The sequence below is a fragment of the Shinella sp. CPCC 101442 genome (assembly GCF_024704725.1).
Lineage (GTDB): Bacteria > Pseudomonadota > Alphaproteobacteria > Rhizobiales > Rhizobiaceae > Shinella.
The window spans coordinates 778,530-803,708 of record NZ_JALIQS010000002.1 but is presented as its reverse complement, the minus strand read 5'-3'; the positions used below and the strand labels follow the sequence as shown (position 1 = coordinate 803,708).

Below are 25,179 nucleotides of genomic sequence, written 5' to 3'. Positions count from 1 at the left end.
GCTCGTTCCCGGGCTTTTTTGTTTTGGCATTCTCGGTTGCTGCCTTAGCGGATATAGGCTGGTTGCGCGTTGCAGAGACAAGGATGTGAAGAATGGTTGAATTGGACGGGCGAACGGTCGTCATCACGGGCGCTGGCCGTGGGTTAGGCGCGGCGCTTGCCACGTCCTTGGCCGAGACTGGGTGCAATATCGTCCTTTGCGGCCGCACCCTGGCGGCGCTTGAAAAAGTGGCGGACGGGATTGCGGAAGCCACGGGTCGCCGCCCCGCCTGCATCGCCGTCGATCTGGCCGAGAGCGCGAGCGTGCGCCGGGCGGTCGAGGCGATCGTCGGCGCACACGAGCATATCGACCTGCTTATCAACAACGGCGCGATGTGGCTGGAGGCGCGCGACGAGCCGCATACGGCCGAGGAGGTCCTCGGTGTCATAAACTCCGCCGTCACCGGCACATTCCTGCTCAGCCAGGGTCTTCTGCCGCTTCTCCGGCGCTCCGCCAACCCGGATATCGTGACCATCGGCTCGGTAAGCGGCCTGCCGAACGGGTTGCTCGATGGCGTTTCCGTTCCCTTCTACGCCGCCAAGCGGGGCCAGACGGCGATTGCGGAAGGACTGCGGCAAATGCTGGCGGGAACGCCGGTCCGCTCGATCATCCTGCACCCGCCCGATCTGGACGACATCCAGCCGGGCGAACCGGCATGGGTCGAGGCGCCCGGTCGGGTCAAGAGCGCGCGCGCCACCAACCGGGATGTGGTGGAGGCGGTCCTGTTCGCCATCACGCGCCCGCGCAACATCTCGCTCTCCATCGTGCTGGATGCGGATGATGGCGGGGTGTTTCCCGCGCAGATACCCTGAGCCGGATTGCGTTCACCTACCTATCCAGCACCGCTACCGCCTCGACATGCGCCGACCATAAAAACTGGTCGATGGGCGTCACAAGGCGGATGCGGTAGCCCGCAGCGGTGAGGATCGAAAGGTCGCGGGCAAGGCTGATCGGGTTGCACGAGACGGCGACGATGGTCTTGACGCCGGACCGGGCGAGCTCCTTGCACTGGTCCTCCGCTCCCGCGCGCGGCGGGTCGAAGACCACCGCGTCGTAGACCTTCAGTTCGGAGGTCATCAGCGGGCGGCGGAAGAGGTCGCGCCGCTCCACCGTCACGGGCTTGAGGCCCTGCGTGTTGCGCGCGGCGTGGTCCAGCGCCTTCAGCGCCTTCTCGTCGCCTTCGACGGCATGCACCTTCGCCTGGCGGGCGATCCGCAGCGCAAAGGTACCGGAGCCGGCAAAGAGATCGGCGACGCGCTTGGCCTTGCCCAGTGCCGACAGCACCAGCTCGGACATCGCCGCCTCGGCGGGCTTCGTCGCCTGCGTGAAGCCGCCGGCAGGGGGCGAGACGCGCACGCCGGAAAAGTCGATTTCCGGCTTCTGCGGCTCGATGAGGATTTCGCCGTCGTTGGAGACGCGGTTGATGCCGGCGCGGAGCGCAAGCACGGTCTCGGTGACGGCGTGCCGTTCCTTGTCGCCGATCTTCTTGACGCCTTCGAAGGCGAGGTCGAGCCCGGCAACGGTTTCCAGCACCGTCACGCGGAAGGGTTCCGCCGAGGTCGCGATCGCGGCGGCGACGCGGCGGATCACCTCGAGCCGGGAGAGGATGCCGTCGCTCGAGATCGGACAGTGATCGATGGAGACGATGTGGTGGCTGCCGGCCTGGTTGAAGCCGACGAGCATTTCCTTTTCCGTCCTGCGCGCGGTGAAGACGACGCGGCGGCGCTCGCCCGGCCGGGCGATGACGAGGGGCGCGACTTCGGGCGTCAGGCCTTTCGATTTCAGCGCCTGCACGACGAGATTGCGCTTGAAGTCATGGTAGAGCGCATCGCTGGCATGTTGCAGCGTACAGCCGCCGCAGGTGCCGTTCTTGCCGTGGGGACCGAAATGCACGCAGGGCGGTTCCACCCGCTCGGGCGAGGCCGACGACATGGAGATCACGGTGCCATGGCTCTTCACCCGCGCGACGGCGACCGTTTCGCCGGGGAGCGTGAAGGGCACGTAGACCGGGCCGTCAGCCGTTTCCGCGATGCCATCGCCGCCGCTGCCGAGACGGGCGATGGTGAGGGTTTCCGCCGTCATGGCTTGCGGCCTCCCAGCAGGTATTCGACATTGCCGTCGCCGCCGGTAATGGGCGAGGGGATGAGGCCGAGGCTCGTCCAGCCGATGTCTTCCACAAGCCAGCGCTCCAGCTCGGCGGCAACCGCCGGCGCACTTTCCGGGTCCTTCAGGAGCCCCGCCTTGCTGATCGCCTCGCGTCCGGCCTCGAACTGCGGTTTGACGAGCAGCACGCAGAAGGCGCCGGGCTGCGCCAGGGTCAGGGCAGGCGGCAGCGCCAGCTTCAGCGAAATGAACGAGACGTCGGAGACGACGGCGCCGATCTCCCGGTCTTCGAGATGGTCCTCGTCGAGCACGCGGGCATTCAGGCCCTCGTAATTGGTGATGCGCTCGTCTTCCCGCAGCCGGGGATGAAGCTGGTCGTGGCCGACATCGACGGCGATGACGTGGTTTGCGCCGCGCTCCAGCAGGATATCCGTGAAGCCGCCGGTCGAGGCGCCGATATCGAGGCAGTCGAGGCCGGCGGGATCGAGGCCGAATGCGTCGAGCGCCGCCTTCAGCTTCAGCGCCGCGCGCGACACATAGGCCTGGGCCGGATCGTCGATCTCGATCTTGGCATCGGCGGGGAAGGTGGAGCTCGGCTTGGTGACCGTGCGGCCGTTGACGCGCACGGTGCCGCGCGAAATGGCGTCGCGCGCGCGTGAGCGGCTGGCGACGAGGCCGGCATTCAGCAGGAGCTGGTCGAGGCGAATGGTTTCGATAGGTCGGGACATTGCCTCTCATGACGCCTCGCGCGACGGGTGGCAAGCCCTCTCGCGGTCAATCCTGCCCATATGGTTCATGCCGAAGAGGCGGGAAACCCAAAGAAACAGGGTGTCATATTCATCAATCCTTAAATTATGACAGTCACATTTCATTAAGGATAGCCGGGATGTGTCCGGCGTTTGGCTCCATGTTTCATAGGGGCTTTTTCCAACGTTTTCAGCGGAATGGCGGCCCGTCGCGCGCGGGCGCAAGGAGCATCCATGACCCTACGTCTGTCCCACCGGATCGGCCTGATGGCGCCGATTGCCGTCGCGGGCATTCTTCTCATCGTCGGCATTTTCCAGGTGGAGCAGCGCACGGCCGCAGAATACGGTGCGAGGGTCGAGCGCCACCGCAGCGCCGATGACGCGCTGCGCGGGCTGGAAATCGAGTTTCTGCAGAACCGGCGGGCTGAAAAGGACTTCCTGCTGCGGCGGGACGAGAAATACGTCGCCGCCCACAAGGAGATCTCGGCGAAGGCGGAAAAAACGCTGGAGACGCTGGGCGCCCTTGTCGACAATCCCGCAACCCGCGCCGATCTCCAGACGATCTCGGATGGTTATGCCACCTACCAGAAGAGCTTCGCGACGCTTGCCGAAGCCAGCATCGCGCTCGGCCTCGACCCGTCCTCCGGCCGGGAAGGCGCCATGCGTACGGCGGTACACGCCATCGAGGAATTGCTGAAGACAGTCGACGACAAGGGTCTTCAGGTCAGCATGTTGACGATGCGCCGCCACGAGAAGGACTTCATCATGCGCCGCGACGCGAAATACGTCGCCAAGCATGCGCAGGAGCGCGCCGCCTTCGCCAAGACGCCGGCTGAAAAATTCGGCGGCGCGGCAAACCAGGCGACGATCCTCGAGGCGCTCGCTGCTTACGGCAAGGCTTTTGACGACTATGCCGCGATCGCCGCGACCGAAGCCGCTGCCCGTCAGGGTGTGTCCGATGCCTTCGCCGCCGTCGAACCGGTCTTCGACACGATGTCGGCCGGTATCGCCGCCGACAAGGTCAAGGCCGAGACGGAAAGCGCAAGTGCCTTGCAGGCTGCGCATACGGTCGCCATCGCCGCCATTCTTGCCGCCATTGCCACCATTGCCGCGACGGTTCTTCTGATCGGCCGGTCGGTTTCGCGCCCCATCGTCGCCACGACGAGGGCGATGACGGTGCTGGCCGGCGGTGACACGGTTTCGGCCATTCCCTATGCCGGCCGTCGTGACGAGATCGGCGAGATGGCCGGCGCGGTGGAGGTCTTCCGCCAGGCAGCCATCGCCAACCGTCGCCTTGAAGCGGAAGCGGCTGAGAACCGTGCCCGTGCCGAGGCCGAGCGCGTTCAGCTGCAGGAAGAGGCGGAAGCCGCCGCCCAGGCGCGCCTCCAGCAGGCGACCTCTGGCCTGGCTGGCGGACTTCGTCGCCTCGCCTCGGGCGATCTGAGCTTCCAGCTGACCGAACCCTTCGCTGCGGATTTCGAACAGCTGCGCCACGATCTCAACTCCGCGGTCGCCCAGCTCGGCGAAACGCTGGGTGCCGTCGCGCAGTCGAGCGGTTCCATCGACGACGGGTCGCGCGAGATCAGCGTCAGTGCCGACGACCTTTCCAAGCGCACGGAACAGCAGGCCGCCTCGCTCGAGGAGACCGCCGCCGCACTTGACCAGATCACCGCCAATGTCGCCAATTCCACCAAGCGGGCCGACGAGGCGCGTAGCGTGGCGGGCGAGGCCAACCGCAGCGCGCAGAAATCCGGCGAGATCGTCGCCGGCGCCATCGAGGCCATGAAGCGCATCGAAAATTCCTCCGGCCAGATTTCCAACATCATCGGCGTGATCGACGAGATCGCCTTCCAGACCAATCTTCTGGCGCTGAATGCCGGCGTGGAAGCGGCGCGTGCCGGGGAGGCGGGCAAGGGCTTTGCGGTCGTCGCGCAGGAAGTGCGGGAGCTGGCGCAGCGTTCCGCCCAGGCGGCGCGCGAGATCAAGGACCTCATCCGCAACTCGACGACCGAGGTCGAGGGCGGCGTGCGTCTGGTGCAGGATACCGGAGCCTCGCTGCAGGCGATCGGCCTGCATGTCGCGACCATCAACCAGCATATGGACGCGATCGCCATCTCGGCCCGCGAACAGTCTGTCGGCCTTTCGGAAGTCAATACGGCCGTCAACCAGATGGACCAGGTGACGCAGCGCAACGCCGCCATGGTGGAAGAGACCAATGCCGCAAGCGCGTCGCTCGCCAACGAGGCGGTGCGGCTGCGCGAGCAGATCTCCCGCTTCGTGCTGCCAACGGTTTCCGGCGGCATGCGTGATCTGAAGGCCGTCCACCGCAGGATGGAGACGGCGGCGCGCACGAGCTACCGGCCTGTGTCCGCCTCGCAGGGCAACGCCGCGCTCAAGCAGGAATGGACGGAATTCTGAGAGAAGGCCGTTCAAGACCGAAAACGCCCCGGTTCATGCCGGGGCGTTTTCGTTTTGCATGAAGGCGGATCACAGCCAGATGATGCGGCCGTGGAAGTTTTCCGCCGAATCGAGATCGATCAGCGCGGATATGCCCTGCGGTTTTTGGTCTTCCCGGCCGGCGCGCACGATGACGGGATCCTGGCGGATATCGTGCGACTTGCGGATTTCAGGCAGCTTCTTCTGCAGGATGGCGATGGCGGCGGCCTCGATGGCCGGATCGTGCTCCGGCCGCTGTTCGGCGGCTGCGATGGAGGCATGGCAAAGCGTGGCGGCAAGAGCCGCAAGCAGTGCGTATCGCATGGTGAAAATCCCTGTCCGGTCTTTCTTTTCGTTGGAAAGACCCTAGCAGCCGGAGGTTTCGGAACGGCCAAGGGATGTGGTTACGCGGTTGCAAAACGGGATGGTTGAAAAAGGGTGCATCCGATGTTCCGGACCTCGCCACGGCGAATTTTCGCAGCATCGTCGCGTTCGCCGTGGTCGATTCCCAAGGGCGCGTCATGGCCCCATGAGGAGGGCGGTGAGCCGGATTATTTCGGGCCGTCCTGTATGGTCTGCACCTTCACGTCGAAATTCTTGCAGGCGTCGTCCTTGCAGATGCCGTTGATCCAGACCTGGCCGTCGCCGAACATGATGCCCTGGTAGTTGACGAAAAGATCTTCGTATTTCTGGTCGTTGACCGCCTTGGTAATTTCAGGGGTCATGATGGCGCTGTAATGCTTCTCGAACGCCGCGGCGGATTTGATGTTGGTCTCCTTCCCGTTGACCTTGACGCCGATCGGATAGCTGACGAGTGCGGCAACGCCCTTGGCGTCCTTCGCCGCGACAGCCTTTTGCAGGGCGATGATGACAGTCTGGTACTTCGTGTGGTCGCCCAACTGCTGATCTATCGTTTGATTGACGCTGCTTTCATCCGCAAATGCGGGCATAACGGCTGCGATGACCAAGGGAGCGGCAAGGAGCGCCTGACGAACTGGATTCATGGCAATGTCCTCGATTGATTTTGACTTCGGTTGGTTGGGAAGGCAGTTGAGACCCGGTGGACCTTCGCATCATAGACAATGTCGCCCACGCGGAGCGGCTCTTTGTCGTTCATCATTATCAACTCGTTCGAGGAGATGCGCAATCGTAGCGTGTTGGGTCGGCGGATTGCCGGAAATCCTGAAACAGCGCGTCGCGCCGCTTGCAGCAGCCGGCGAATTCGGATGGTATCGCACCCTTGATGTATCGAGGACGACAATGAAAAACGCTTTCCGCCACTTGCCGCTTCTCCTCGCGCTGCTCGCCGCGCCGGCTCTTGCCAACGACACGATGGCGGAGCTGAAGACCGGCGGGCTCACCTTCGTGCGCACGCCGGAGGTTGAGATGACCAAGGAGGCGCTGTTCATTTCGCCCACGGAAATCCGCGTCGATTACGTTTTTACCAACACCTCGGACAAGGACGTGTCCGGCCTCGTCGCTTTTCCGATGCCAGACATCGGCGGCGATCCCTATGCCAATATCGCGATCGACGATTTCGAGACGGACAACTATCTCGGCTTCACCGCCGCGCAGGATGGCAAGGCGGTGACCGTCACGCTCCAGCAGCGGGCCTATTCCTCCGACATCGACGTGACGGAGGACCTGAAGGGGCAGGGCATTCCGCTTCTTCCGATGTCCAAGGCCGCGCAGGAAGCGCTGAAGAAGCTGCCAGACGATGTTGCCGCCGACTGGATCGCCCGCGGCCTGATGTTCATCGATACCTATGACAACGATGGCAACGGCATGAAGGACTACCGCACGCCGCTCTGGTCGCTGAAATCCGTCTACTGGTGGCGCACGACCTTCCCGGCAGGCAGAGAGGTGACGGTGCAGCACCGCTACAAGCCGAGTGTCGGCGGCACGGTGGGCATCTCCTTCCTGGAGGATGGCCAGCCCAAGGGCGAGCGCTATCAGGACTACGTCAAGCGCTACTGCATCGAAGACGCGATCGTGCGCCGCGCCCAGCAGGCGGAAAAGGACATGCAGGCCGGAAAGCCCTATCTCTTCGAGAACTGGATTTCCTACATCCTGTCGACCGGCGCCAACTGGGGCGGCCCGATCAAGGAATTTTCGCTCACCATCGACAAGGGCGCGCCGGAAAACCTCGTCAGCTTCTGCGGCAAGGGCGTCAAGAAGATCGGTCCAACGACCTTCGAGATGAAGGCGACCGATTTTACGCCGACCAACGAGATCGACATTCTGCTGCTGAAGCCGAGCGGCGCGCAGCAGTAAGCGGGCTTCTTCGCTTCCGTCCATGGGCCGTCAACAAAGGTTGACAGATGATGTGTCGTCAACTAACGTTGACGCATGGTCGATCTGAACACGCTGCCTGGTCCCGATGACCCCGAAAACGCTTTCGCGGCGGTGATCGCCCTTCGCCGTCTGGCGGACGGGCTGGAGCGGCGCGCGGTGCGCTCGGCCCTGAAGCAGGGCTGGTCCTGGGCACGCATCGCGCAGGCCCTCGGCGTCACCAAGCAGGCCGCCCACAAGCGCCTCTCGGACGTCGCGACCGGCGACGAAACCCCATAGGAGGCTTTTCCATGTTCGGCAGCATCAAGGCACGTTTCGGAAGCATGGGCACGATCAGGGCGCTCTGCGAACGGGCAGAACATCACGCCCGCCAGGAAGGTCAAAAGGAGCCCGGTGCCGAGCATTTCCTGCTCGCCGCCCTCGACCTGCCGGATGGCACGGCACAACGCACGTTCGAGGCCGTCGGCGCCGATCCTGCGAACCTGCACCAGGCCATCGAACGGCAATATGCGGACGGCTTGAAATTGGTGGGCCTTGATCCAGCGCTCGCGGGTGAATTTGCCGTGCCGGCGACGCCGACGCAGAAGCTCTACGAGGCTGCCCCTTCCGGAAAGGAGGTCATGCAGAAACTGGCAGAGGGCAGGGCGGCGCACCGCCCGCTTCTCGGCGCCCATGTCGTGGCCATTGTCGCCGGCATGCCGCATGGTGTCGCGGCGCGGGCGCTGCGGGTCATGGGCATCGACGCCGAGGCGCTTCGGGCGGCGGCGAACCGTATTGCCAGCGAAAAGCAGGCAAGCTGAGACGGGCGTTCAGCCCGCCGCGCCGACCCCGACGGCCTTCTGGCCGAGCGCGTTGAACACGGTGGAGACGATGCCGGCGCGGTCGAGACCGGCCTTGGCATACATCGCCTCGGGCTTGGCCTGCTCCATCCAGATATCCGGCAGCACGAGCGGACGTACCTTCAGCCCGTGGTCGAGCAGGCCTTCCATGGCGAGGAACTGCAGCACATGGCTGCCGAAGCCGCCGACCGCGCCTTCCTCGATGGTGATCAGCACCTCGTGGTGGCGGGCGAGCTGGCGGATGAGGTCGTGGTCGAGCGGTTTTGCGAAGCGCGCATCGGCGACCGTCGTGGAAAGACCTGCCGCGTCGAGGTCTTCGGCGGCGAGCAAACAGTCGGCAAGGCGTGTGCCGAAGGATAGCAGCGCCACCTTCGAACCCTGCTTGACGACGCGGCCCTTGCCGATTTCCAGGATTTCGCCGCGAACGGGCATGTCCACGCCGACGCCCTCGCCACGCGGATAGCGGAAGGAAATCGGGCCGTCGTCATAGGCGGCGGCGGTGCGCACCATGTGCTTGAGTTCGGCCTCGTCGGCGGCGGCCATCACCACGAAGCCGGGCAGGGTGGCGAGGTAGGTCGTGTCGAAGGAGCCGGCATGGGTCGGCCCGTCGGCACCGACGAAACCAGCGCGGTCGATGGGGAAGCGCACGGGCAGACCCTGGATGGCAACGTCGTGCACCACCTGGTCGTAGCCGCGCTGCAGGAAGGTGGAATAGAGCGCGCAGAACGGCTTGTAGCCCTCGGCGGCAAGGCCGGCGGCGAAGGTCACGGCATGCTGCTCGGCAATGCCCACGTCGAAGGTGCGCATGGGATACGCGGCGGCGAGCTTGTCGATACCGGTGCCGTTGGGCATCGCGGCGGTGACGCCGACGATCTTCTCGTCGAAACCGGCTTCCTGCACCAGGGCTTCGCCGAAGACCGAGGTATAGCTGGGGGCATTCGGCTTGGCCTTGGCCTGCGTGCCGGTGATGACGTCGAAGGTGTTGACGCCGTGATACTTGTCGGCAGCGGCTTCGGCCGGCGGATAGCCCTTGCCCTTCTGCGTCACGACATGGATCAGCACCGGCCCCTTGGAATTGTCGCGCACATTGCGCAGCACGGGCAGCAGGTGGTCGAAGGAATGGCCGTCGATCGGTCCGATATGATAGAAACCCATCTCCTCGAACAGCGTGCCGCCGGTCACATAGCCGCGCGCATGCTCGACGGCGCGGGTAATCGCCCGGTCGACCTTCTTGCCGAGATAGGCCGTCAGTTTCTTGCCGAACTCGCGGAAGCCCATATAGGTGCGGCCGGAGGCGAGGCGCGCCAGATAGGCGCTCATCGCGCCCGTCGGCGGGGCGATCGACATGTCGTTGTCGTTGAGGATAACGATCAGGCGCGCGTCGAGCGCGCCGGCATTGTTCAGCGCCTCATAGGCCATGCCGGCCGACATCGCGCCGTCGCCGATGATGGCGATGACATTGCGGTTCTCGCCCGAGAGATCGGCCGCGACGGCCATGCCGAGGCCGGCGGAAATCGAGGTCGAGGAATGGGCCGCACCGAAGGGGTCGTATTCGCTCTCGGCGCGGCGGGTGAAGCCGGAAAGGCCGTCTTCCTGGCGCAGCGTCCGGATGCGGTCGCGCCGGCCGGTCAGGATCTTGTGCGGATAGCACTGATGGCCGACGTCGAAGATCAGACGGTCGTCGGGTGTGTTGAAAACCTTGTGGATGGCGATGGTGAGCTCCACCACGCCGAGGCCGGCGCCGAGATGGCCGCCCGTGCGCGAGACGGCGTCGATCATTTCCGCGCGCAGCTCGCTGGCGAGCTGCGGCAGGTCGCGATCGTCCACGGCCTTCAGGTCTGCGGGAATGCGGACCTTGTCGAGCAGGGGGGTGGCTGGCGTCTGTGTCACTCTCTTGCCTCGTCTTCTCGCCCGTTTGCCATGGCTCCCTCGCGGAGCCCGGTCCGGACCTTACGGTTTTACGCTGTCACATGCAGAATGCGGCGCGCGATTTCAACCGTTTCGGCAAGTCTAGAGCGTATTTCGCCGGATTGATACCACGCAAACCGACGCAGCCCCGCCTTCTCCGAGACAATTCAGGCATTTTGCGGACGCCGCCGGCGGCAACGCCGGGGGCGATTACTTCTTCTTCTTGGCGCGGTCAGCCTGATTCAGGTCGATCGCGGCGCGGATCAACGCCTTCAGCGCCTCAGCATCGATTGCTTCGCCCTCGTGAAAATCGATCGCCCGGCGGGTGTTTCCCTCGAGGCTGGAATTGAAAAGACCGGCGGGGTCGTCCAGCGACGCGCCCTTGGCAAAGGTCATCTTCACCACGGCCTTGTAGGTCTCGCCGGTGCAGATGATGCCGTCATGCTCCCAGACGGGAACGCCGCGCCATTTCCATTCCTCCGTGACGTCGGGGTCGGCTTCCTTCACCAGGGCGCGCAGCCGCGCCAGCATTTCGCCGCGCCAGTCCGCCAATTCGGCAATGCGCTTGTCGATCAGCATCGATGGGGATTCGGTTTCGCTCGTGAACATGGTTCCACCCTTGGTTAGAGGCGCTCGCCCGGAAGCGCGGCCGCCTGGCGGATCCAGCGTGCAAGCAGCGCTTCGTCGAGGTCTTCGCCTTCGTGAACATGAAAATAGCGTGTTTCCGCGGTCTTGGACGCGACCGGCGGGACCGGATCGAGCGAGGTGCCGCGAAAGAAGGTCAGCTTTATGTATTTGGCAAAGCAGTGGTAGCTGACAAACCAGCCGCCATCCTCCACGCCATAAAAGGGCGAGTTCCATTTCACCGCCTTGGCCACGCCGGGAACGGTCTTTTCGATCAGCGCATCAAGCCTGCGGCCGATATCGCTCTTCCAGCCCGGCATGGCTGCGATATAGGCCTGGACCGGCCCGTCGCCATAGCCTTTCGGGATTTGCGGATTGCCGCCGGACAGCAGCACCGGTTTGTCGTTCATGGTTCGCCTCCTAGCCGCGCCGTGCCCGCCCGATATAGGGCAGGGCGAAGAGATAGAGGCCGCTCATGAGCAGCAGGATTAGTGGAAAGAGCGCCAGCAGGCCGACCCAGATCGGCGGCTGCCCCCGCGTCATCGCTGCGATGTTGACGAGGACGGCGAGCGTGAAGAGGATCGAAATCCAGCGGTGGCCCTGACGGATCAGGAGGTTCCAGTTCATCGCGGCTTCTCCCTATTCCAGTCCCGCCAGAACCCGCTCGAGGTTCGTGAAATGTGCCTCCCAGCCGTGGCGTGCGCCGCCGAAGGCCTGCTTCTGCTCCGGCCGGAAGCCGGTCTGCTCCATGCGCAGGCGCGTGCCTGTCGCCGTCGGTGTCAGCGTGAAGCTGACCACGCTGCGGAGATTGAAGGCCGGGTCTTCATGCGGATGATCCCAGCGATAGGTCAGCGCCTTGCCGGGCTCGACCGCCAGAACCTCGCAATCGACGCCGCCCCAGTCGCCGCTGAGCCGGAAGGCATGGCCGGCGACGGGTTGGAAATCCTCGTTGCGCATCAGCCATTCCGAGATCAGGTGCGGCTGTGTCAGGGCGCGCCAGAGCTTTTCCGGCGGGTGGGCGATGTCGCGCTCGACGACGACGGAGCGTGTCTCGGATGCGGTGCTCATTGATCCATTCTCCTCAGCAAATTTTCGAGATCGTCGAATCGCTGCTCCCAGAACCGCGCCATCTGGCTGGTCCAGTCGACCAGCGGGGTGAGCGCGCCAAGCTGCGCGCTGTAGTGCGTCTGGCGCCCCTCGTGGCGATCGCGCACGAGGCCGGCCTGTTTGAGCAGGCCAAGATGTTTGGAAACGACCGGCTGCGAAACGCCGGCCTGCGCCGTCAGCGCCCCCACCGTCTTCTCCCCCTCGCGGCACAGGCGCTCGAAAAGCGCCCGGCGGGTCGGATCCGCAAGCGTGCGGAACAGCATGTCATGGGCTTCAGCCATTAGATCCATACCTCGTTGGCTATGGGTTTTTATATAGCTGAATGGCTATGAATAAGTCAACATGAAAAAAAGGAGGCACCTCGCCGGCGCCTCCCTCTCGAATTTTCCATTCCGTCGCGGCTATATATCAACCGGCCGGAAGCGGTACGAATTCTTCCTCGTCGCCGGGCACGATGTCGAAACGGCCGGTGCGCCATTCCTCCTTGGCCTGCTCGATGCGCTCCTTGGAGGACGAGACGAAGTTCCACCAGATGTAGCGTTTGGAACCGAGCGCCGCGCCGCCGAAGACCATGATGTGACAGCCCTCCGGTCCGGCTTTCAGCGTGATCGCGTCGCCGGCGCGGAAGACGAGCAGCTGGTCGGCGGCAAAGACATCGCCGGCGACATCCAGCGTGCCTGACAGTACATAGACCGCGCGCTCTTCCCAATCCGCGGCGAGCGGCGCGGCGGCGCCGGGCGCCAGCATCAGGTCGGTATAGAGCGTGTCCGTGGGAACGCTGACTGGTGAGGCATGGCCCTCGTATTTGCCGATGATCGTGCGCCCCGTGATGCCGTCGGCGGAAAAGGCTGGAAGCTCGGCTTTGGTCGTGTGCGAAAAGACCGGGGCCATTTCCTCATGGCTGTCGGGTAGCGCAAGCCAGGTCTGCAGCCCGGAAATGGATTGCGGCTTGCCGCGAAGGTTTTCCGGCGAGCGCTCCGAATGCACGATGCCGCGTCCTGCCGTCATCAGGTTGATGTCGCCGGGCGCGATGACCATTTCGGTGCCGAGGCTGTCGCGGTGCTTGATCTCGCCGTCGAAGAGATAGGTGACGGTGGAAAGCCCGATATGCGGATGGGGCTTGACGTCGATCGCCTCGCCGGCCCGGAGCAGCGCCGGCCCCATGCGGTCGAAGAAGATGAACGGACCGACCAGCCGGCGCTTGGCCGTCGGCAGCGCGCGCCGTACCTCCAGCCCACCGATATCGCTGGTGCGCGGAATGATCAGGTGCTCGAGCGCATCACACGCCGCCGCATCACCGGCCTCGGGGTCCTTTCCGGGAAAGAAGCTCATGATACCCTCCTGTCGTTGGTTCGTGAGGGCATGCTAGCGGGCGGGGCAGGGTGTGGATAGGGCGGTTGACGTTGACGGTGTGGTCAATCTTTCCCGCCTCTGGCCTTTACCGCGCAACGCGCCATATTGGCCGAAAGCAGGGAACCACAACATGACAAGCGAAGACCTGGCAGCACTCTACCGCGGCTATATTGGCTGCCTCAACAGGCAGGATTGGGACAATCTCGACAGCTTCGTCCACGAGGACGCGCATTACAACGGCAAGCGCATCGGCCTTTCAGGCTATCGCACCATGCTGGAAAGCGACTTCCTCGCCATCCCGGACCTGCATTTCGCCATCGATTTCCTGGTGATCGAACCGCCGCGTGTCGCCAGTCGCCTGCTGTTTAGCTGCACGCCCGTCGGCGAACTCTTCGGCTTGCCGGTCAACGGCCGGAAGGTGTCGTTCACCGAAAACGTCTTCTACGAATTCGAGGATGCGCGCATCCGCAATGTCTGGTCGGTTATCGACAAGGCCGCGATTGCCGCGCAGCTCTGACGCTCACGCCCCGTCGAGCGGCTCTGTGCCCTGCGGCTTGCCGGCGCGGTCGAGGCGGATCTTCTCGATGCGGTTTTCGGCGGCGGAAAGCAGGGTTTCGCAATGCTTCTTCAGGGCTTCGCCGCGCTCGTAGATCTCGATGGAGCGGTCGAGCGGAACGTCGCCGCGTTCCAGCGCCGCGACAATCTTTTCCAGTTCCTCGACGGCCTGTTCGAAGGACAGGGCGGAAACGTCAGGCCCGGGAGCAGCAGCAGGATTGGTCATGGTCAGCCTCTCATCAGGCGGTAGATATGGGTGGCGGCGGATTCGGCAAGGCCCTGCAGGTCGTAGCCGCCTTCCAGCAGGCTGACCACCCGGTTCTCCGCCGATTTTTCGGAAAGTTCCATCAGCTTGGCCGTCGCCCAGTCGAAATCGTCGGCGACGAGATTGATCTGCGCCAGCGGATCGCGGTGATGGGCATCGAAGCCGGCGGAGATGATGATCACGTCGGGCCTGAAATCTGCGACCCGCGGGAGCACGCGCGAACGGAAGGCCTCGCGAAAATGGTCGCTGCCGTCATTCATCGAGAGCGGCGCGTTGACGATGTTGCCCGCCCCCGTCTCGTTCTTCGCGCCGGAGCCCGGATAGAGCGGCATCTGATGCGTCGAACAGAACAGCACGGACGGGTCGTCGTAAAAGATATCCTGCGTGCCGTTGCCGTGATGCACATCCCAGTCGACGATGGCGACACGCTCGGCGCCGTGGGTCTTCTGCGCATGGCGGGCGGCGATGGCGGCGTTGTTGAAGAAGCAGAAGCCCATCGCCTTGTCGCGCTCGGCATGGTGGCCGGGCGGACGGGCCAGCACGAAGGCATTGTCGGCCTTGCCGGTGAAAACCGCATCGACGGCCGCAAGAGCCCCGCCGATACCCGTCAGCGCCGCCTGCAGGCTGGCGGGACTGGCATAGGTATCCGATTCCACCTGCTCGATTCCCTCTTCGGGGATCGCGGACATCACGGCGCGCAGATGGCTTTCCGGATGGGCGAGCAGCACGAAATCCTCGTTCGCCTGCGGCGCCTTCTCGCGCTTGAGCGGCGAAAAGCGCTCGTGTTCCAGCGCAAGGTTGATCGCGCGGATGCGGTCGGAGCGCTCCGGGTGGCCCTCCGGCGTGTGATGTTCGAGGAAGATCGGGTTCTCTAGGAGACACGTCGTCATGGCCGGAAGCTATCCATTGCGGGTGGCGAGGTCCACGGGAAATGGGCCAGGCGGCGCGCCTTTTCAACAGTCATGGTGCGATGAGGAGTTTTCCGGTACGCGAGGGATCGTCCTGCCGGGCGAGGGCGGCGGGCAGTTCCGACAGGGCAAAAACCGTATCGATCGCGGATGCAAGATACCCGGCGCGAATGCCGGTGAAGCTGCGGTCGAATTCGGCTGCGATGGTCGCGCGGGGGGCGGAATGCACCCAGTTGCGCAGCCAGAGGAAGGAGAAGGCGACCTCTTCCCGGCGGGCGGTGACGAGCGCGGGATCGAGCTGCGCGCCGGACAACGCGCCATACTGGATGAAGGCGCCACCGGGGCGGATGTTGCGGAAGAGGGCATTGCCCGCCTCGCCGCCGACGGCATCGAGAACCGCGTCGAGTGCAGGCGTGCTCGCGGTGACGATCTCGCCGGAAAAGCTTTCGGCCAGCCGTGTGGCCGTCGCCGCGCTGCGCACCAGTGCGACCGGTTGGAAGCCGGCCTCGGCGAGCAGCACCAGCAGCATCTTGCCGATGGCCGATGCCGCCGCCGTCACGCCGATGCGCCGGCCCGTCGTCCCGCGAAAATGGGTGCTGACGGCATCGACCAGCCGGAAGGCGGTCAAGGGGTTCACATAGGCCATGGCGGCCTGATCGTCGGCGAGATCGTCAGGCACGGCAAAACACCATTCGGCCGGGCGGATGAGGTGGCCCTGCCAGAGCCCGCTGGCGCCGATCGGCAATACGCGCTGGCCGATGGCAAGTCCGCTCACGCCAGCGCCAAGCCGTACGATCTCTCCCACACCCTCGAAGCCGGGCACGAAGGGCAGCGCGGTGCGGCTGCGATAGGCGCCGGTAACGGGGATGAGGTCGGACGGGTTGACGGCGGCGCGGCGGATGCGGATTTCCACCTCGCCGGAGCCGGGTGTTCCACGTTCCGTCTCCTCCAGACCGATCACTTGCCGGGGATCGCCGAAGGCTCTAACAACGGCACGAAGCATGATCTTACCCCGGGATACGACGTGGAACAGGCGGCAGACATCACGGTCAGCGAAGTCAGGATACCGTTTCGCGATATAGACATGCACGGCCATATGCACAATGCCGCCTACTATGCGCAGGCGGAGGCGGCTGTTGCCGGCCTGTGGCGTCACCGGCCGACGGGATCGGGCGATCCGGTCTATTTCGTGCGCAAATCCGGATGCACCTTCCACAGGGGCCTGCGTCTGGACGACATTGCCCGTCTCCAGGTCTCGGTGACGCGCATCGGCGCGACCTCGCTGAGCTTCGCCGTCGCAATATCATGCGAAGGCGCGGCGGTTGCGGACGTGGAAATCGTCTGGGTCGCCGTCGATCCGGCGACCCGCCAGCCCGTCAACGTGCCGCAGCCCGTGCGCGACTGGCTGAAGTCATTCCTCGCCTGAGGCGGTCTCGACGCTGAGCCAGCCCGGCCGGCAGTCCTCGAACGAATGGTATTGCGGCGCGAATGCCGGGTCGGTGGGGTCGTCGAAGCCGCCGATCAGGAGCGCCACGACCGGCTCGTCGTCGATTGCGCCGATGGAGCTGCCGCAAGCCGGGCAGAAGGCGCGGCTGGAGTAATCCGAAGAGCGCCAGGTCGAAGGCTTCTCGCCCGCGCCCGTCCATTTCAGGCGTTCGGCGGGAAACTCCACCCAGGCGGCGGTCGGTGCGCCGGTATGCCGCTGGCAGAAGCGGCAGGAGCAGGTGTGCGGCTTTTCCGCTGGCCCCGTCGCCTCGAAACGAATGGCGCCGCAGAGGCACCCACCGGTATAGATCTTGTCGTTCATGCTCTCTCCTCACACTTTCCGAAACAGGGAAACGATGCCCATGCCGCCGCCCACCCCCATCATGGCGAGCGCCTGCGTTCCTGTCGCCGCATCCCGCATCTGCGCGAAAAGTCGCGTGGCGAGAATCGCGCCGGACGCACCATAGGGATGGCCGAGCGCCAGAGCCCCACCATCGCGGTTGACGGCTGCAGGGTCGATGCCGAGCGCGTCGAGGCTCGCCAGCACCTGCGCGGCAAAAGCCTCGTTGAATTCGATGAAGGCAACATCCGCCACCCGGAGGTGAGGATTGCGCGTGACGAGTTTTTCCAGGGCCGGCACCGGGCCGAGGCCGAGCAGGTTCGGATCGATGCCGGCAACGGCACAGTCGACCACCTCCAGCATGGCCGTCAGGCCAAGCCGCCGGGCCTGCGCAAGCGAGGTCACCAGCACGACGCAGGCGCCGTCATTGACCGGGCAGGCATTGCCTGCCGTCACGGTGCCATCCGGCCGGAAGACCGGTTTCAGTGCCGTCAGCTTTTCCAGCGAGGTATTTTCGCGCGGGCATTCGTCCCGCAAGATGCGGCCCGCAGGCGTTTCGACGGGGACGATCTCCCTTTCGAAGCGACCGGCCTTTTGCGCGGCCACGGCGCGCCTGTGGCTTTCGAGGGCAAACGCATCCTGCCGCGCCCGGCCGATGCCGGCATGGACGGCGACTTTTTCGGCGGCGATGCCCATGTCCGGATCGCCGATCGCATCGGGCGCCATGCGCGCGCGCGGCACGGGCTCCGGTGTGCCGCCTGACGTGGCGGTGGGGCGGAAGCGCAGGTGGGCGCGGCTGCTGCTCTCGGTGCCGCCGGCCAGGTAGATACGCCCGGCGCCGGCAGCGACCAGCCGCGCGGCAAGCGTTATCGCCTCCAGCCCCGAGCCGCATTGCCGGTCGATCGTCATGCCGGGCACGGAGACGGGCAGCCCGGCCTCCAGGCCGGCAAGCCGGGCGAGGTTGCCCGCGCTGTTGGCCGCATTGCCGAGGATGACGTCATCGATGTCATCGGGGGCAAGAGCGGTTTCTTCGAGGATACGGCGGATGAGGGGCACTGCAAGGCTTGCCGGCTCGATGGCGCAGAGCGTGCCGCTGACCCGGCCGATCGGCGTGCGGAATGCGGCGGCGATCACGGGAATGCGCTCGGGATCAGGTAAGCCGTTCAAGGGCATCGCTCTCCTCCGCCACCCATTGCCGCACGGTTTTTGCCTCCACCTTGCCCGAAGGCGTCACCGGCATTTTCCGGCACAGCCAGAGCCGGCGCGGCTGCTTGTAGCGCGGCAGGACCTCCGCCAGCGCGGTCTTGAGCGCTTGCAATGTCAGGCCCGGCCCGGCAGGTTCGATCACCGCCACCAGCTCGCCGCCGAGATCAGCGTGCTCAAGGCCGAAGACATGGGCGGCGTGCACGAGAGGCAGGCTTTGCAGCGCCGCCTCCACCTCGGAAGGGTAGATGTTGTTGCCGCCTGACAGCACCATGCCGCCGGAGCGGCCGAGCAGGTGCAACGTGCCGTCCGCCCCCAGGAAACCGAGATCGCCGACGGAGGCCAGCGCCCCGACGCGCGCCAATCCCGCGCCGTCGCCCGCACCGAGATAGCCGGTGGCAATGAGCGGGCTTTCGACGAAGACGGTGCCGGTCTCGCCGGCCGGCACCGTCTTGCCGGCCTCGTCCAGAACCGAGATTGCGACACCCGGAAAAGCCTTGCCCACGACGGTGGAGGAAGCGGCATCATCCGGCGACGTGACGGAGATGAAACCGAGTTCCGAGGCGCCATAATATTCCCGCAGCGCTGCCTTTGGAAAATGCTGCCGGCAAAGCGCATGATCGGTCGCTGTCAGCTTTGCCCCCGCCACGGTGATGGCTTCGATGTTCTCGAACGGCGCGCCTTCGCAGAGCCTGCGCAACATGGTCGGCACCAGAACGAGGCGGCGCACGGTTGCGTGACGGATCGTCTCCCGGGCTGCGTCCGCTTCGAAATGCCGGGCGGAATGGAAGGCGGCGCCCGCCAGCAGGCACTCGGTCATCGCGTAGAGTGCAAGTCCATGGGCTAGGGGCCCGGGCGCGCAGGTGCTTGTGGTGGCATCGATGCCGAAGAAGGGCGCGCCCGCGGCAAGGCTGGTCCGCCAGGACCGGCGGTCGCGGATGATGGGTTTCGGATCGGCGGTGGTGCCGGAGGTGAAGACGATGAGGAAGGGTGCGTCTGCGTGGCCTTCCGGCAATGCCCGATCGATGGCCTCCATCTGCTCGCAGACGGTTTCGGCAGACCCGCTCCGCGGATTGCTGACCAGCAGGTCGCACCCGTCGGCGGTCACGACGAGATCGGGGTCGAGCCTGTCGAGCAGCCGCTGCCGGGTCGCGGCAGGCAGGTGCGGATCGATCAGTGCGGCACAGGCGTTTCCGGCCGTCGCGGCAACGAAGGCTGCGGGAAAGAGGGGGTGGTTGCCGGTAACGAGCGCGATCAGTCTGTTGTCCGGGCCAATCGCGCTCCGGCCTTCCGGCGCAAGGGCGGAGATGATTGCGTACAGGCGCCGGGCGGTGGCGCGGAGCGCGCCGTAGGAAAGAACCCGGTCTTCCAGATGAAAGGCCGGGCTCTTGGGGCTTCGGGCGGCGTGCCGTTCGAGGGCGCCGGACAGCGGCATGGGCTCAGGCGCGCTGGGGCAGCAGCGGATAGCCGGCCAGCACCGCACGGCCGGCAAGCATCGCGACGAAGGCCTTGATGAGGTCGCCGGGCAGGAAGACGAGCGAGGCGGCAGCCGTTTGGAGGAAGGCCTTGCCGCTCATATAGGCGAGCCAGGGCATGCCGAAGAGATAGACGACGGCGATGCCGCCGATAACGGACGCGGCAAGGAAGGAGAGGAACTGCGAAAGCTCCGGCTGTTCTTCCCGCACGAGGCGTTCGGCGATCAGACCGCAGACGAAGGCGCCGAAAACCCAGCCGACGAGATAGCCGCCCGTCGGGCCGGCGAAGACGGCAAGGCCGCCGCGGCCGCCGGAGAGCACCGGCAGGCCGATGGCGACGAGCAGCAGCACCAGCAGAACGGCGGCAGCACCACGCTTGGCCCCGAGGATGCAGCCGGCGAGCATGACGCCGAGCGACTGCGCGGTGATCGGCACCGGGATGAAGCCGAGCGTGATCGGCGGCAGCAGGCCCAGCACCACGATGATCGCGGCGAAGAGGGCGATGAGGACGATGTCTCTGGTGTTCATGTCTGGTTCCCCGATGGACAAAATTGGGCTGAATGCTTAGTGCCGCCGAAAGCCGCGGGCGTCAATCGCCATGGCGATCGTATCCGCATCCTTCAGCGTCAGAATGATGAGAGGTGTAAGCGTGGTCAGCGGGCGCACTGGCAGGCCGCGCGCCTTGTGCGCGGCCACGATCTCGCCGTAGCGCGCAAAAATCTCCGGCACGAAGCGGATGACGAGCCCGACCGCAAGGCTGACATCCGCCGCCCGCACGAAGCCGAATCGCTCGAGCGGCGTCAGCAGCCGGGTGATCTCGTCCATGAAGGCGGAAATGCCTGTTGTCGCCGTCACGGCGGCAGCCAGCAGCACCAGCGTCGAGAGCCGGCAGAAGACGACGGCACCCTCGTGCGGCGACTGGAAAAAATAGTTTGCAGCCGCAACCAGCAGCACCGTGAAGAGTACGAAGCGCGTGCGCCGCATCGCTTCCGCAACGCCGATCCCGGTCGAAAGGTAAAGTGCGGCCGAAAGCGCGAGCGCGGGGGCGAGAAGCCGCAGATCCGAGAGAAGGAAGAGCACGATGGCCGCGACGAAGAGCAGGATCAGCTTGCCCCGCACCGGCAGGCGGTGCAGCGGCGAATTGCCCTCGATGTCGAGCCCGTTCAGCATGCCGCGATCTCCCGATAGGTACGGATCGCCTCCGCCGGACGCTCATCCGCCGCCAGCCGCCCCTCATGGAACACCAGCACGCGATCGAAACCTTCGATCAGGGCGAGGTCGTGGGTGATCACGAGCACCTGTTCCGGCAGGCCGGCAATGGTGCGCTCGATCAGGGCGCGGTTTTTCAAGTCGAGCTGGTTGGTCGGCTCGTCGAGGATCAGAAGATCCGGGCCGGTGACGAGCACGCTCGCGATCGCGCCCAGTTGCGTCTCACCGCCCGAGAGCTCGTGCACGCGGCGGCGTGCGAGATGCGCGATGCCGAAACGCGCCAGCACGGCCTCGGTCCGCTCGGCGATTTCGGCCTTGCCGAGACCGCGATTCTTGAGGCCGAAGGCGATGTCTTCGGCAAGGATCGGCAGGATCATCTGGTGTTGCGGGTTCTGGAAGATGAAGCCGGTCTTTCCGCGCGCGGCCTGTTCGTCCTCGACCGTATCGAGCCCGCCGACCGTCACGGTGCCGGCTGTCGGCCTGACGAGCCCGTTGATCAGCCGCGCCATCGTCGTCTTGCCGGAACCGTTCAGGCCGACGACGCCGATGCGCTGTTCGCAAAGCCGCAAATCCAGCGGCTGGAGCGCAACGCGTCCCGTGTAACTCACCGTGGCGGCGGAGAAAACGATGTCCAAGCGCGGGGTCCCGGTTCGCAGATGGGTGCTGGACCTATAAGCAATTCCACGGAAAGTGCGAAGCGCTTTTGTGCCGGCCTCCGCAATAATGTTGAACAATCCATGGAAAATGTTGAAGCCGTCTGGCCGGGTCATTGCAGGTCGACGGAAAACGAGTGGAACAAACCAAGAATATATGTCTATCATCCGTCATGACGATTCTCCTGTCGAACACCGAAGCCCGCCGCATCTTCCTCGCCCGCCAGGGGCTCAGCGGGCCTCCCGGCCGTCTGCTCGGCAAGGACGGGCTGCTTCAGCTCATCCATGATATCGGCTTCGTGCAGGTGGACAGCATCGCCATCGTCGAGCGGGCGCATCACCAGATCCTCTTCTCGCGCAACCAGACCTACAGGCGCGAGCACCTCACCGAGCTGCTGGAGGAGGACGGCGACCTTTTCGAGCACTGGACGCATGACGCCTCCATCATCCCGAGCGCCTTCTTCCGCTACTGGAAGCATCGCTTCCACCGCAAGGAAGCATCGATCCTCGAACGCTGGAGCAAGTGGCAGGGGGAGGGGTTCGACAAGACCTTCGACGAGACCTATGCGCGCATCGCCTCCGGTGGACCGGTTCTTTCGCGCGATCTGAAGGTTGACGATCACAAGTCGGGCGGCTGGTGGAACTGGCATCCGAACAAGACGGCGCTGGAATTCCTCTGGCACACCGGGAAACTCGGTATCGCCCGGCGCGAGAACTTTCAGAAGGTCTACGACCTCACCGAACGCGTGCTGCCGCCGCACCACCACGAACCCGCCGTCGAGCACGACGCCTTCGTCGACTGGGCCTGCCGCAGCGCGCTGGCGCGGCTCGGCTTCGCCACCCATGGCGAGATCGCTGCCTTCTGGGCGCTCATTTCGCCGGAGGAGGCGAAGCTCTGGGTGGAGGAACACCGCGACGAGCTTCGCCCGGTCTCGATCGAAACCGCCGACGGCGGCAAGCCGCGCATCTCCTACGCCTTCGAGGGTTTTGCCGACACGCTCGGCGATATTCCCGAGCCGCCCGCGCGCCTGCGCGTCCTCTCGCCCTTCGATCCGCTGATCCGCGACCGAAACCGCACGGAACGGCTCTTCGGCTATTTCTACCGCATCGAAGTCTTCGTGCCGGAGCCCAAGCGCCAATACGGCTACTATGTCTTCCCGCTGCTCGAGGGCGACCGTCTTGTCGGCCGCATCGACATGAAGGCCGACCGCAAGGCAGGCACCCTCGACGTCAAGCGCCTGTGGTGGGAGCCGAAGGTCCGCGCCTCGGCGGGGCGAATGGCGAAGCTGGAGGCGGAACTGGAGCGTCTCGCGAAATTCACCGGCGTGGAAAGCGTGCGCTATCTCGACGGCTGGAGAGGCGGGGAGGGGTAAGTTCTACCGCCTACGCTGCTGCCGGCCGGCCGCCAAAGGCGCCCTTGGCCTGCTCCGTCAGTGCCCGGAACTTCTCCGAAGCGCCCGTGAGCTTGGCATCCCAGTCCGGGTCCGGCACCTGGCCGCGGATCGTGTCGAAATAGACGGCCATCAGCGCGGCGATGGCGAACGGTTCGAGCACGGCCGCCTTGAAGGCCCAGGCGAAGACGATGGCGACGACGAAGCTGAAGGCGGCGAGATCGCCGGGGAAGAGGTAGACGATCGCGGCAGCCGGGGCCAATGCAAACAGGAAGACGACGATGGAAAGGACCCAGAGGAAGATCGAGAGCCAGACGGCGTTCTTCACCATCTTCATGCCGTTCTGTGCATAGAGCACGAGGCCGTGGCGTGAGCTTTCCCAGGCATTGTCGCTGCCGGTGCGGATGTTGTAGCCGAGAATGATCTCGTCGACATAGGTCAGCGACAGGCGGATGACGGTGTTGGCGAATCGCACGATACCGTCGAGGCCGGGAATGGGCAGGAACGCCGCGATGCCGCCGAGAAGGCCGGTGATGGCGGCAATCACGCCCTTGATGAGCTGGTCGAGCGCAAAGAGCACGTTCGCCTCGCCGAAGCGGGCGGTGACGACCTCGCGGCCATAGGCGACCTGGCCCTTGCCGTCCGGCAGCGGTTCGCCGTCGATCAGCTTGACCATGACGGCGATATGGGCGGCCTTGACCATGTAGAGCAGCCATTCGCGCGCCCAGTAGACGGCGGTACCGACAAGCCCCATGCCGAAGATGCCACCCCATACCGCGAAAGATTCCGGGCTGTCCGAGAGCGAGCCGACACCGTAGCCGATGCCGGCCCCGGTGCCCGTCGCCAAAATGAAGGCGAGCGTGATGACGAAGTAGATCACCATCCGGGTGATGATGAAGGGCATGGTCTTCAGCAGAATGCCGATGGTCTTGCCGATGCTGAAATCCCACATGCCGCGATGTCCCCAAAGAAAATCCCGCGATCCGAACCGTCGCGCCAAGGGCAAACGTTTCGGGATCGCGGGATATTCGAAGGCGGCTCGAGACGGAGAGCCTGTCGGGTTCATTCTGAACCGGACAGACTCTATATTCTTTTGTTTTCGTTTGTCTTTTCGGGAAAACCGGTTTCCACTTCTCCCTGAAAAACTCTAGCAGAGATCGGTGGCGCTGATCTGGATGCCGAACCCTTCGAGGCCGACATAGTGGCGCTCGCGCGAGGCCATCAGTCGGATCGAGGTGATGCCGAGATCCTTCAGGATCTGCGCGCCGAGGCCGATTTCCAGCCATTCGCTTTCGCGGGCCTGCGCCTCGTCATGGCCTTCGCGGTCATGTTTGCCCTTGCGGGCGGTCGAGGACTGGCCGACGCCGACGGACCCTTCACGCAGATAGACGATCACGCCGCGGCCCTGTTCGGCGATGCGCTTCATGATGCCGTCGATCTGCCGGCCCGCGCCGAAAACGTCGTCGCCGACATTTTCGAGATGCAGGCGCACGGGGATATCGACGCCGTCACGGATGTCGCCGAAGACGACGGCGAGGTGTTGCATCGGATCCCAGGGCAGCGTGTAGGTCAGGGCCTTGGCCTTGCCGTAGGGCGTCTCGATGTCGAAGCCGCCGACCTGCTCGATCAGGGTTTCCTTGCGCTGGCGATAGGCGATGAGATCGGCGACGGAGACCTGCTTGAGACCGTGTGTTTCGGCAAAGCTCGCCACCTGCGGGCCGCGCATCACGGTGCCGTCGTCGTTGACGAGCTCGCTGATCACGCCGATCGGCGGCAGGCTTGCCAGCTTGCACAGATCGACGGCCGCTTCCGTATGGCCGGAGCGCATCAGGACGCCGCCTTCGCGCGATACCAGCGGGAAGATATGGCCGGGGCGCACGAAGTCCGCCGCGCCGACATTCGGATTGGCGAGGTTGCGCACCGTCAGCGTGCGGTCGTCGGCGGAAATACCCGTTGTCGTGCCGTGCTTGAAATCGACGGAGACGGTGAAGGCGGTGGTGTGGGCCGAATCGTTTTCCGCCACCATGGCGTTGAGGTTGAGGCGCTTGGCCTCCTCGCGCGGCATCGGCGTGCAGACGATGCCGGAGGTGTGGCGCACGATGAAGGCCATCTTTTCCGGGGTACAGTGAACGGCGGCGACGATGAGGTCGCCCTCGTTCTCGCGGCCGTCGTCATCCATCACGACGACGATTTCGCCGGCCTCGAAGGCGCGGATGGCATCGACGACACGCTTCTGATCGTAGCTCAT

General features: G+C 65.0%; 30 protein-coding genes. 8 read left to right on the top strand and 22 right to left on the bottom strand.

Annotation, left to right across the window (positions count from 1 at the left end):
• Positions 1–92 precede the first annotated feature (92 nt).
• On the top strand, positions 93–851 hold the full coding sequence (locus MUO32_RS09150; RefSeq protein WP_257947898.1) for an SDR family oxidoreductase: 759 nt from the start codon (positions 93–95) through the stop codon (positions 849–851).
• Positions 852–867: 16 nt separating this feature from the next.
• Here the strand turns inward: MUO32_RS09150 and MUO32_RS09145 are convergent, their stop codons facing one another.
• Complete coding sequence (locus MUO32_RS09145) at positions 868–2,121, bottom strand: class I SAM-dependent RNA methyltransferase (RefSeq protein WP_257947897.1); 1,254 nt, start codon at positions 2,119–2,121, stop codon at positions 868–870.
• On the bottom strand, positions 2,118–2,870 hold the full coding sequence (locus MUO32_RS09140; protein ID WP_257947896.1) for a TlyA family RNA methyltransferase: 753 nt from the start codon (positions 2,868–2,870) through the stop codon (positions 2,118–2,120). Before MUO32_RS09140 ends, MUO32_RS09145 begins: the two co-directional genes overlap by 4 nt.
• A gap of 252 nt (positions 2,871–3,122) precedes the next feature.
• Here MUO32_RS09140 and MUO32_RS09135 point away from each other — a divergent pair, with 252 nt between their 5' ends.
• Positions 3,123–5,306, top strand: a complete 2,184-nt coding sequence (locus tag MUO32_RS09135; RefSeq protein ID WP_257947894.1) for a methyl-accepting chemotaxis protein — start codon at positions 3,123–3,125, stop codon at positions 5,304–5,306.
• 69 nt (positions 5,307–5,375) lie between these two features.
• On the opposite strand, the gene MUO32_RS09130 is transcribed toward MUO32_RS09135, so the two are convergent.
• Together MUO32_RS09130 and MUO32_RS09125 are read right to left on the bottom strand one after the other, a co-directional pair.
• A complete protein-coding gene (locus tag MUO32_RS09130; RefSeq protein WP_257947893.1) occupies positions 5,376–5,648 on the bottom strand; it encodes a hypothetical protein in 273 nt (90 codons plus the stop codon).
• 227 nt (positions 5,649–5,875) lie between these two features.
• Entirely contained in the window at positions 5,876–6,328 is a 453-nt protein-coding gene (locus tag MUO32_RS09125; RefSeq protein WP_257947892.1) for a hypothetical protein, read from the bottom strand.
• A gap of 256 nt (positions 6,329–6,584) precedes the next feature.
• On the opposite strand from MUO32_RS09125, the gene MUO32_RS09120 reads away from it, so the two are divergent.
• The 3 genes from MUO32_RS09120 (at position 6,585) to MUO32_RS09110 (ending at position 8,416) form a co-directional block, all read left to right on the top strand.
• Positions 6,585–7,598: a DUF4424 domain-containing protein gene (locus MUO32_RS09120; RefSeq protein WP_257947891.1), complete on the top strand. Its 1,014-nt coding sequence runs from the start codon at positions 6,585–6,587 to the stop codon at positions 7,596–7,598.
• Between the two features lie 75 nt (positions 7,599–7,673).
• A complete protein-coding gene (locus MUO32_RS09115; RefSeq protein WP_257947890.1) occupies positions 7,674–7,895 on the top strand; it encodes a hypothetical protein in 222 nt (73 codons plus the stop codon).
• An 11-nt stretch (positions 7,896–7,906) separates the two neighbouring features.
• Positions 7,907–8,416, top strand: a complete 510-nt coding sequence (locus tag MUO32_RS09110; RefSeq protein ID WP_257947889.1) for a Clp protease N-terminal domain-containing protein — start codon at positions 7,907–7,909, stop codon at positions 8,414–8,416.
• A 9-nt stretch (positions 8,417–8,425) separates the two neighbouring features.
• Here the strand turns inward: MUO32_RS09110 and dxs are convergent, their stop codons facing one another.
• The 7 genes from dxs to MUO32_RS09075 all read right to left on the bottom strand — a co-directional run bounded on the left by dxs (position 8,426) and on the right by MUO32_RS09075 (position 13,426).
• Complete coding sequence (gene dxs / locus MUO32_RS09105) at positions 8,426–10,345, bottom strand: 1-deoxy-D-xylulose-5-phosphate synthase (protein ID WP_257947888.1); 1,920 nt, start codon at positions 10,343–10,345, stop codon at positions 8,426–8,428.
• A gap of 228 nt (positions 10,346–10,573) precedes the next feature.
• Positions 10,574–10,972 carry a DUF1801 domain-containing protein gene (locus tag MUO32_RS09100; RefSeq protein WP_257947887.1) on the bottom strand — a complete coding sequence of 133 codons (399 nt, stop codon included), beginning with the start codon at positions 10,970–10,972 and terminating at the stop codon, positions 10,574–10,576.
• A gap of 14 nt (positions 10,973–10,986) precedes the next feature.
• Complete coding sequence (locus MUO32_RS09095) at positions 10,987–11,397, bottom strand: DUF1801 domain-containing protein (protein WP_257947886.1); 411 nt, start codon at positions 11,395–11,397, stop codon at positions 10,987–10,989.
• 10 nt (positions 11,398–11,407) lie between these two features.
• Positions 11,408–11,614 carry a hypothetical protein gene (locus MUO32_RS09090; protein WP_257947885.1) on the bottom strand — a complete coding sequence of 69 codons (207 nt, stop codon included), beginning with the start codon at positions 11,612–11,614 and terminating at the stop codon, positions 11,408–11,410.
• Between the two features lie 12 nt (positions 11,615–11,626).
• Positions 11,627–12,055, bottom strand: a complete 429-nt coding sequence (locus MUO32_RS09085) for an SRPBCC domain-containing protein (protein ID WP_257947884.1) — start codon at positions 12,053–12,055, stop codon at positions 11,627–11,629.
• Positions 12,052–12,375: a helix-turn-helix transcriptional regulator gene (locus tag MUO32_RS09080; RefSeq protein ID WP_117368742.1), complete on the bottom strand. Its 324-nt coding sequence runs from the start codon at positions 12,373–12,375 to the stop codon at positions 12,052–12,054. Before MUO32_RS09080 ends, MUO32_RS09085 begins: the two co-directional genes overlap by 4 nt.
• Before the next feature lie 127 nt (positions 12,376–12,502).
• A complete protein-coding gene (locus MUO32_RS09075) occupies positions 12,503–13,426 on the bottom strand; it encodes a pirin family protein (protein ID WP_244760161.1) in 924 nt (307 codons plus the stop codon).
• A gap of 151 nt (positions 13,427–13,577) precedes the next feature.
• Between MUO32_RS09075 and MUO32_RS09070 the strand changes: the two genes are divergently transcribed.
• Positions 13,578–13,964: an ester cyclase gene (locus MUO32_RS09070; protein WP_257947883.1), complete on the top strand. Its 387-nt coding sequence runs from the start codon at positions 13,578–13,580 to the stop codon at positions 13,962–13,964.
• Positions 13,965–13,967: 3 nt separating this feature from the next.
• Here the strand turns inward: MUO32_RS09070 and MUO32_RS09065 are convergent, their stop codons facing one another.
• The 3 genes from MUO32_RS09065 to MUO32_RS09055 form a co-directional block, all read right to left on the bottom strand.
• Entirely contained in the window at positions 13,968–14,228 is a 261-nt protein-coding gene (locus tag MUO32_RS09065; protein WP_257947882.1) for an exodeoxyribonuclease VII small subunit, read from the bottom strand.
• A gap of 2 nt (positions 14,229–14,230) precedes the next feature.
• Positions 14,231–15,157 (bottom strand): histone deacetylase family protein, encoded by a 927-nt coding sequence (locus MUO32_RS09060; protein ID WP_257947881.1) that lies wholly within the window; start codon positions 15,155–15,157, stop codon positions 14,231–14,233.
• A 70-nt stretch (positions 15,158–15,227) separates the two neighbouring features.
• The gene (locus MUO32_RS09055) at positions 15,228–16,178 is read right to left on the bottom strand and encodes a zinc-dependent alcohol dehydrogenase family protein (RefSeq protein WP_257947880.1); all 951 of its coding nucleotides are present in this window, start codon (positions 16,176–16,178) and stop codon (positions 15,228–15,230) included.
• A gap of 21 nt (positions 16,179–16,199) precedes the next feature.
• On the opposite strand from MUO32_RS09055, the gene MUO32_RS09050 reads away from it, so the two are divergent.
• Positions 16,200–16,601, top strand: coding sequence for a thioesterase family protein (locus tag MUO32_RS09050; RefSeq protein WP_257947879.1), 402 nt, complete (start codon positions 16,200–16,202; stop codon positions 16,599–16,601).
• On the opposite strand, the gene MUO32_RS09045 is transcribed toward MUO32_RS09050, so the two are convergent.
• The 6 genes from MUO32_RS09045 to MUO32_RS09020 are packed head-to-tail and all read right to left on the bottom strand — an operon-like array spanning position 16,587 to position 21,522.
• On the bottom strand, positions 16,587–16,982 hold the full coding sequence (locus tag MUO32_RS09045) for a GFA family protein (protein WP_257947878.1): 396 nt from the start codon (positions 16,980–16,982) through the stop codon (positions 16,587–16,589). The genes MUO32_RS09050 and MUO32_RS09045 overlap by 15 nt on opposite strands.
• 9 nt (positions 16,983–16,991) lie before the next feature.
• Positions 16,992–18,167 carry a thiolase family protein gene (locus MUO32_RS09040; RefSeq protein WP_257947877.1) on the bottom strand — a complete coding sequence of 392 codons (1,176 nt, stop codon included), beginning with the start codon at positions 18,165–18,167 and terminating at the stop codon, positions 16,992–16,994.
• The gene (locus MUO32_RS09035; protein ID WP_257947876.1) at positions 18,151–19,638 is read right to left on the bottom strand and encodes a class I adenylate-forming enzyme family protein; all 1,488 of its coding nucleotides are present in this window, start codon (positions 19,636–19,638) and stop codon (positions 18,151–18,153) included. Before MUO32_RS09035 ends, MUO32_RS09040 begins: the two co-directional genes overlap by 17 nt.
• A gap of 4 nt (positions 19,639–19,642) precedes the next feature.
• Positions 19,643–20,206 (bottom strand): biotin transporter BioY, encoded by a 564-nt coding sequence (locus MUO32_RS09030; protein WP_257947875.1) that lies wholly within the window; start codon positions 20,204–20,206, stop codon positions 19,643–19,645.
• 36 nt (positions 20,207–20,242) lie between these two features.
• Positions 20,243–20,848: an energy-coupling factor transporter transmembrane protein EcfT gene (locus tag MUO32_RS09025; RefSeq protein ID WP_257947874.1), complete on the bottom strand. Its 606-nt coding sequence runs from the start codon at positions 20,846–20,848 to the stop codon at positions 20,243–20,245.
• Complete coding sequence (locus MUO32_RS09020; RefSeq protein WP_257947873.1) at positions 20,842–21,522, bottom strand: energy-coupling factor ABC transporter ATP-binding protein; 681 nt, start codon at positions 21,520–21,522, stop codon at positions 20,842–20,844. The genes MUO32_RS09025 and MUO32_RS09020 overlap by 7 nt, the downstream gene beginning before the upstream one ends.
• A 191-nt stretch (positions 21,523–21,713) precedes the next feature.
• On the opposite strand from MUO32_RS09020, the gene MUO32_RS09015 reads away from it, so the two are divergent.
• Entirely contained in the window at positions 21,714–22,913 is a 1,200-nt protein-coding gene (locus MUO32_RS09015; protein WP_257947872.1) for a winged helix-turn-helix domain-containing protein, read from the top strand.
• Between the two features lie 10 nt (positions 22,914–22,923).
• Here the strand turns inward: MUO32_RS09015 and MUO32_RS09010 are convergent, their stop codons facing one another.
• On the bottom strand, positions 22,924–23,883 hold the full coding sequence (locus MUO32_RS09010) for a hypothetical protein (protein ID WP_257947871.1): 960 nt from the start codon (positions 23,881–23,883) through the stop codon (positions 22,924–22,926).
• Positions 23,884–24,078: 195 nt separating this feature from the next.
• Positions 24,079–25,179: a 3,4-dihydroxy-2-butanone-4-phosphate synthase gene (gene ribB, locus MUO32_RS09005; RefSeq protein ID WP_257947870.1), complete on the bottom strand. Its 1,101-nt coding sequence runs from the start codon at positions 25,177–25,179 to the stop codon at positions 24,079–24,081.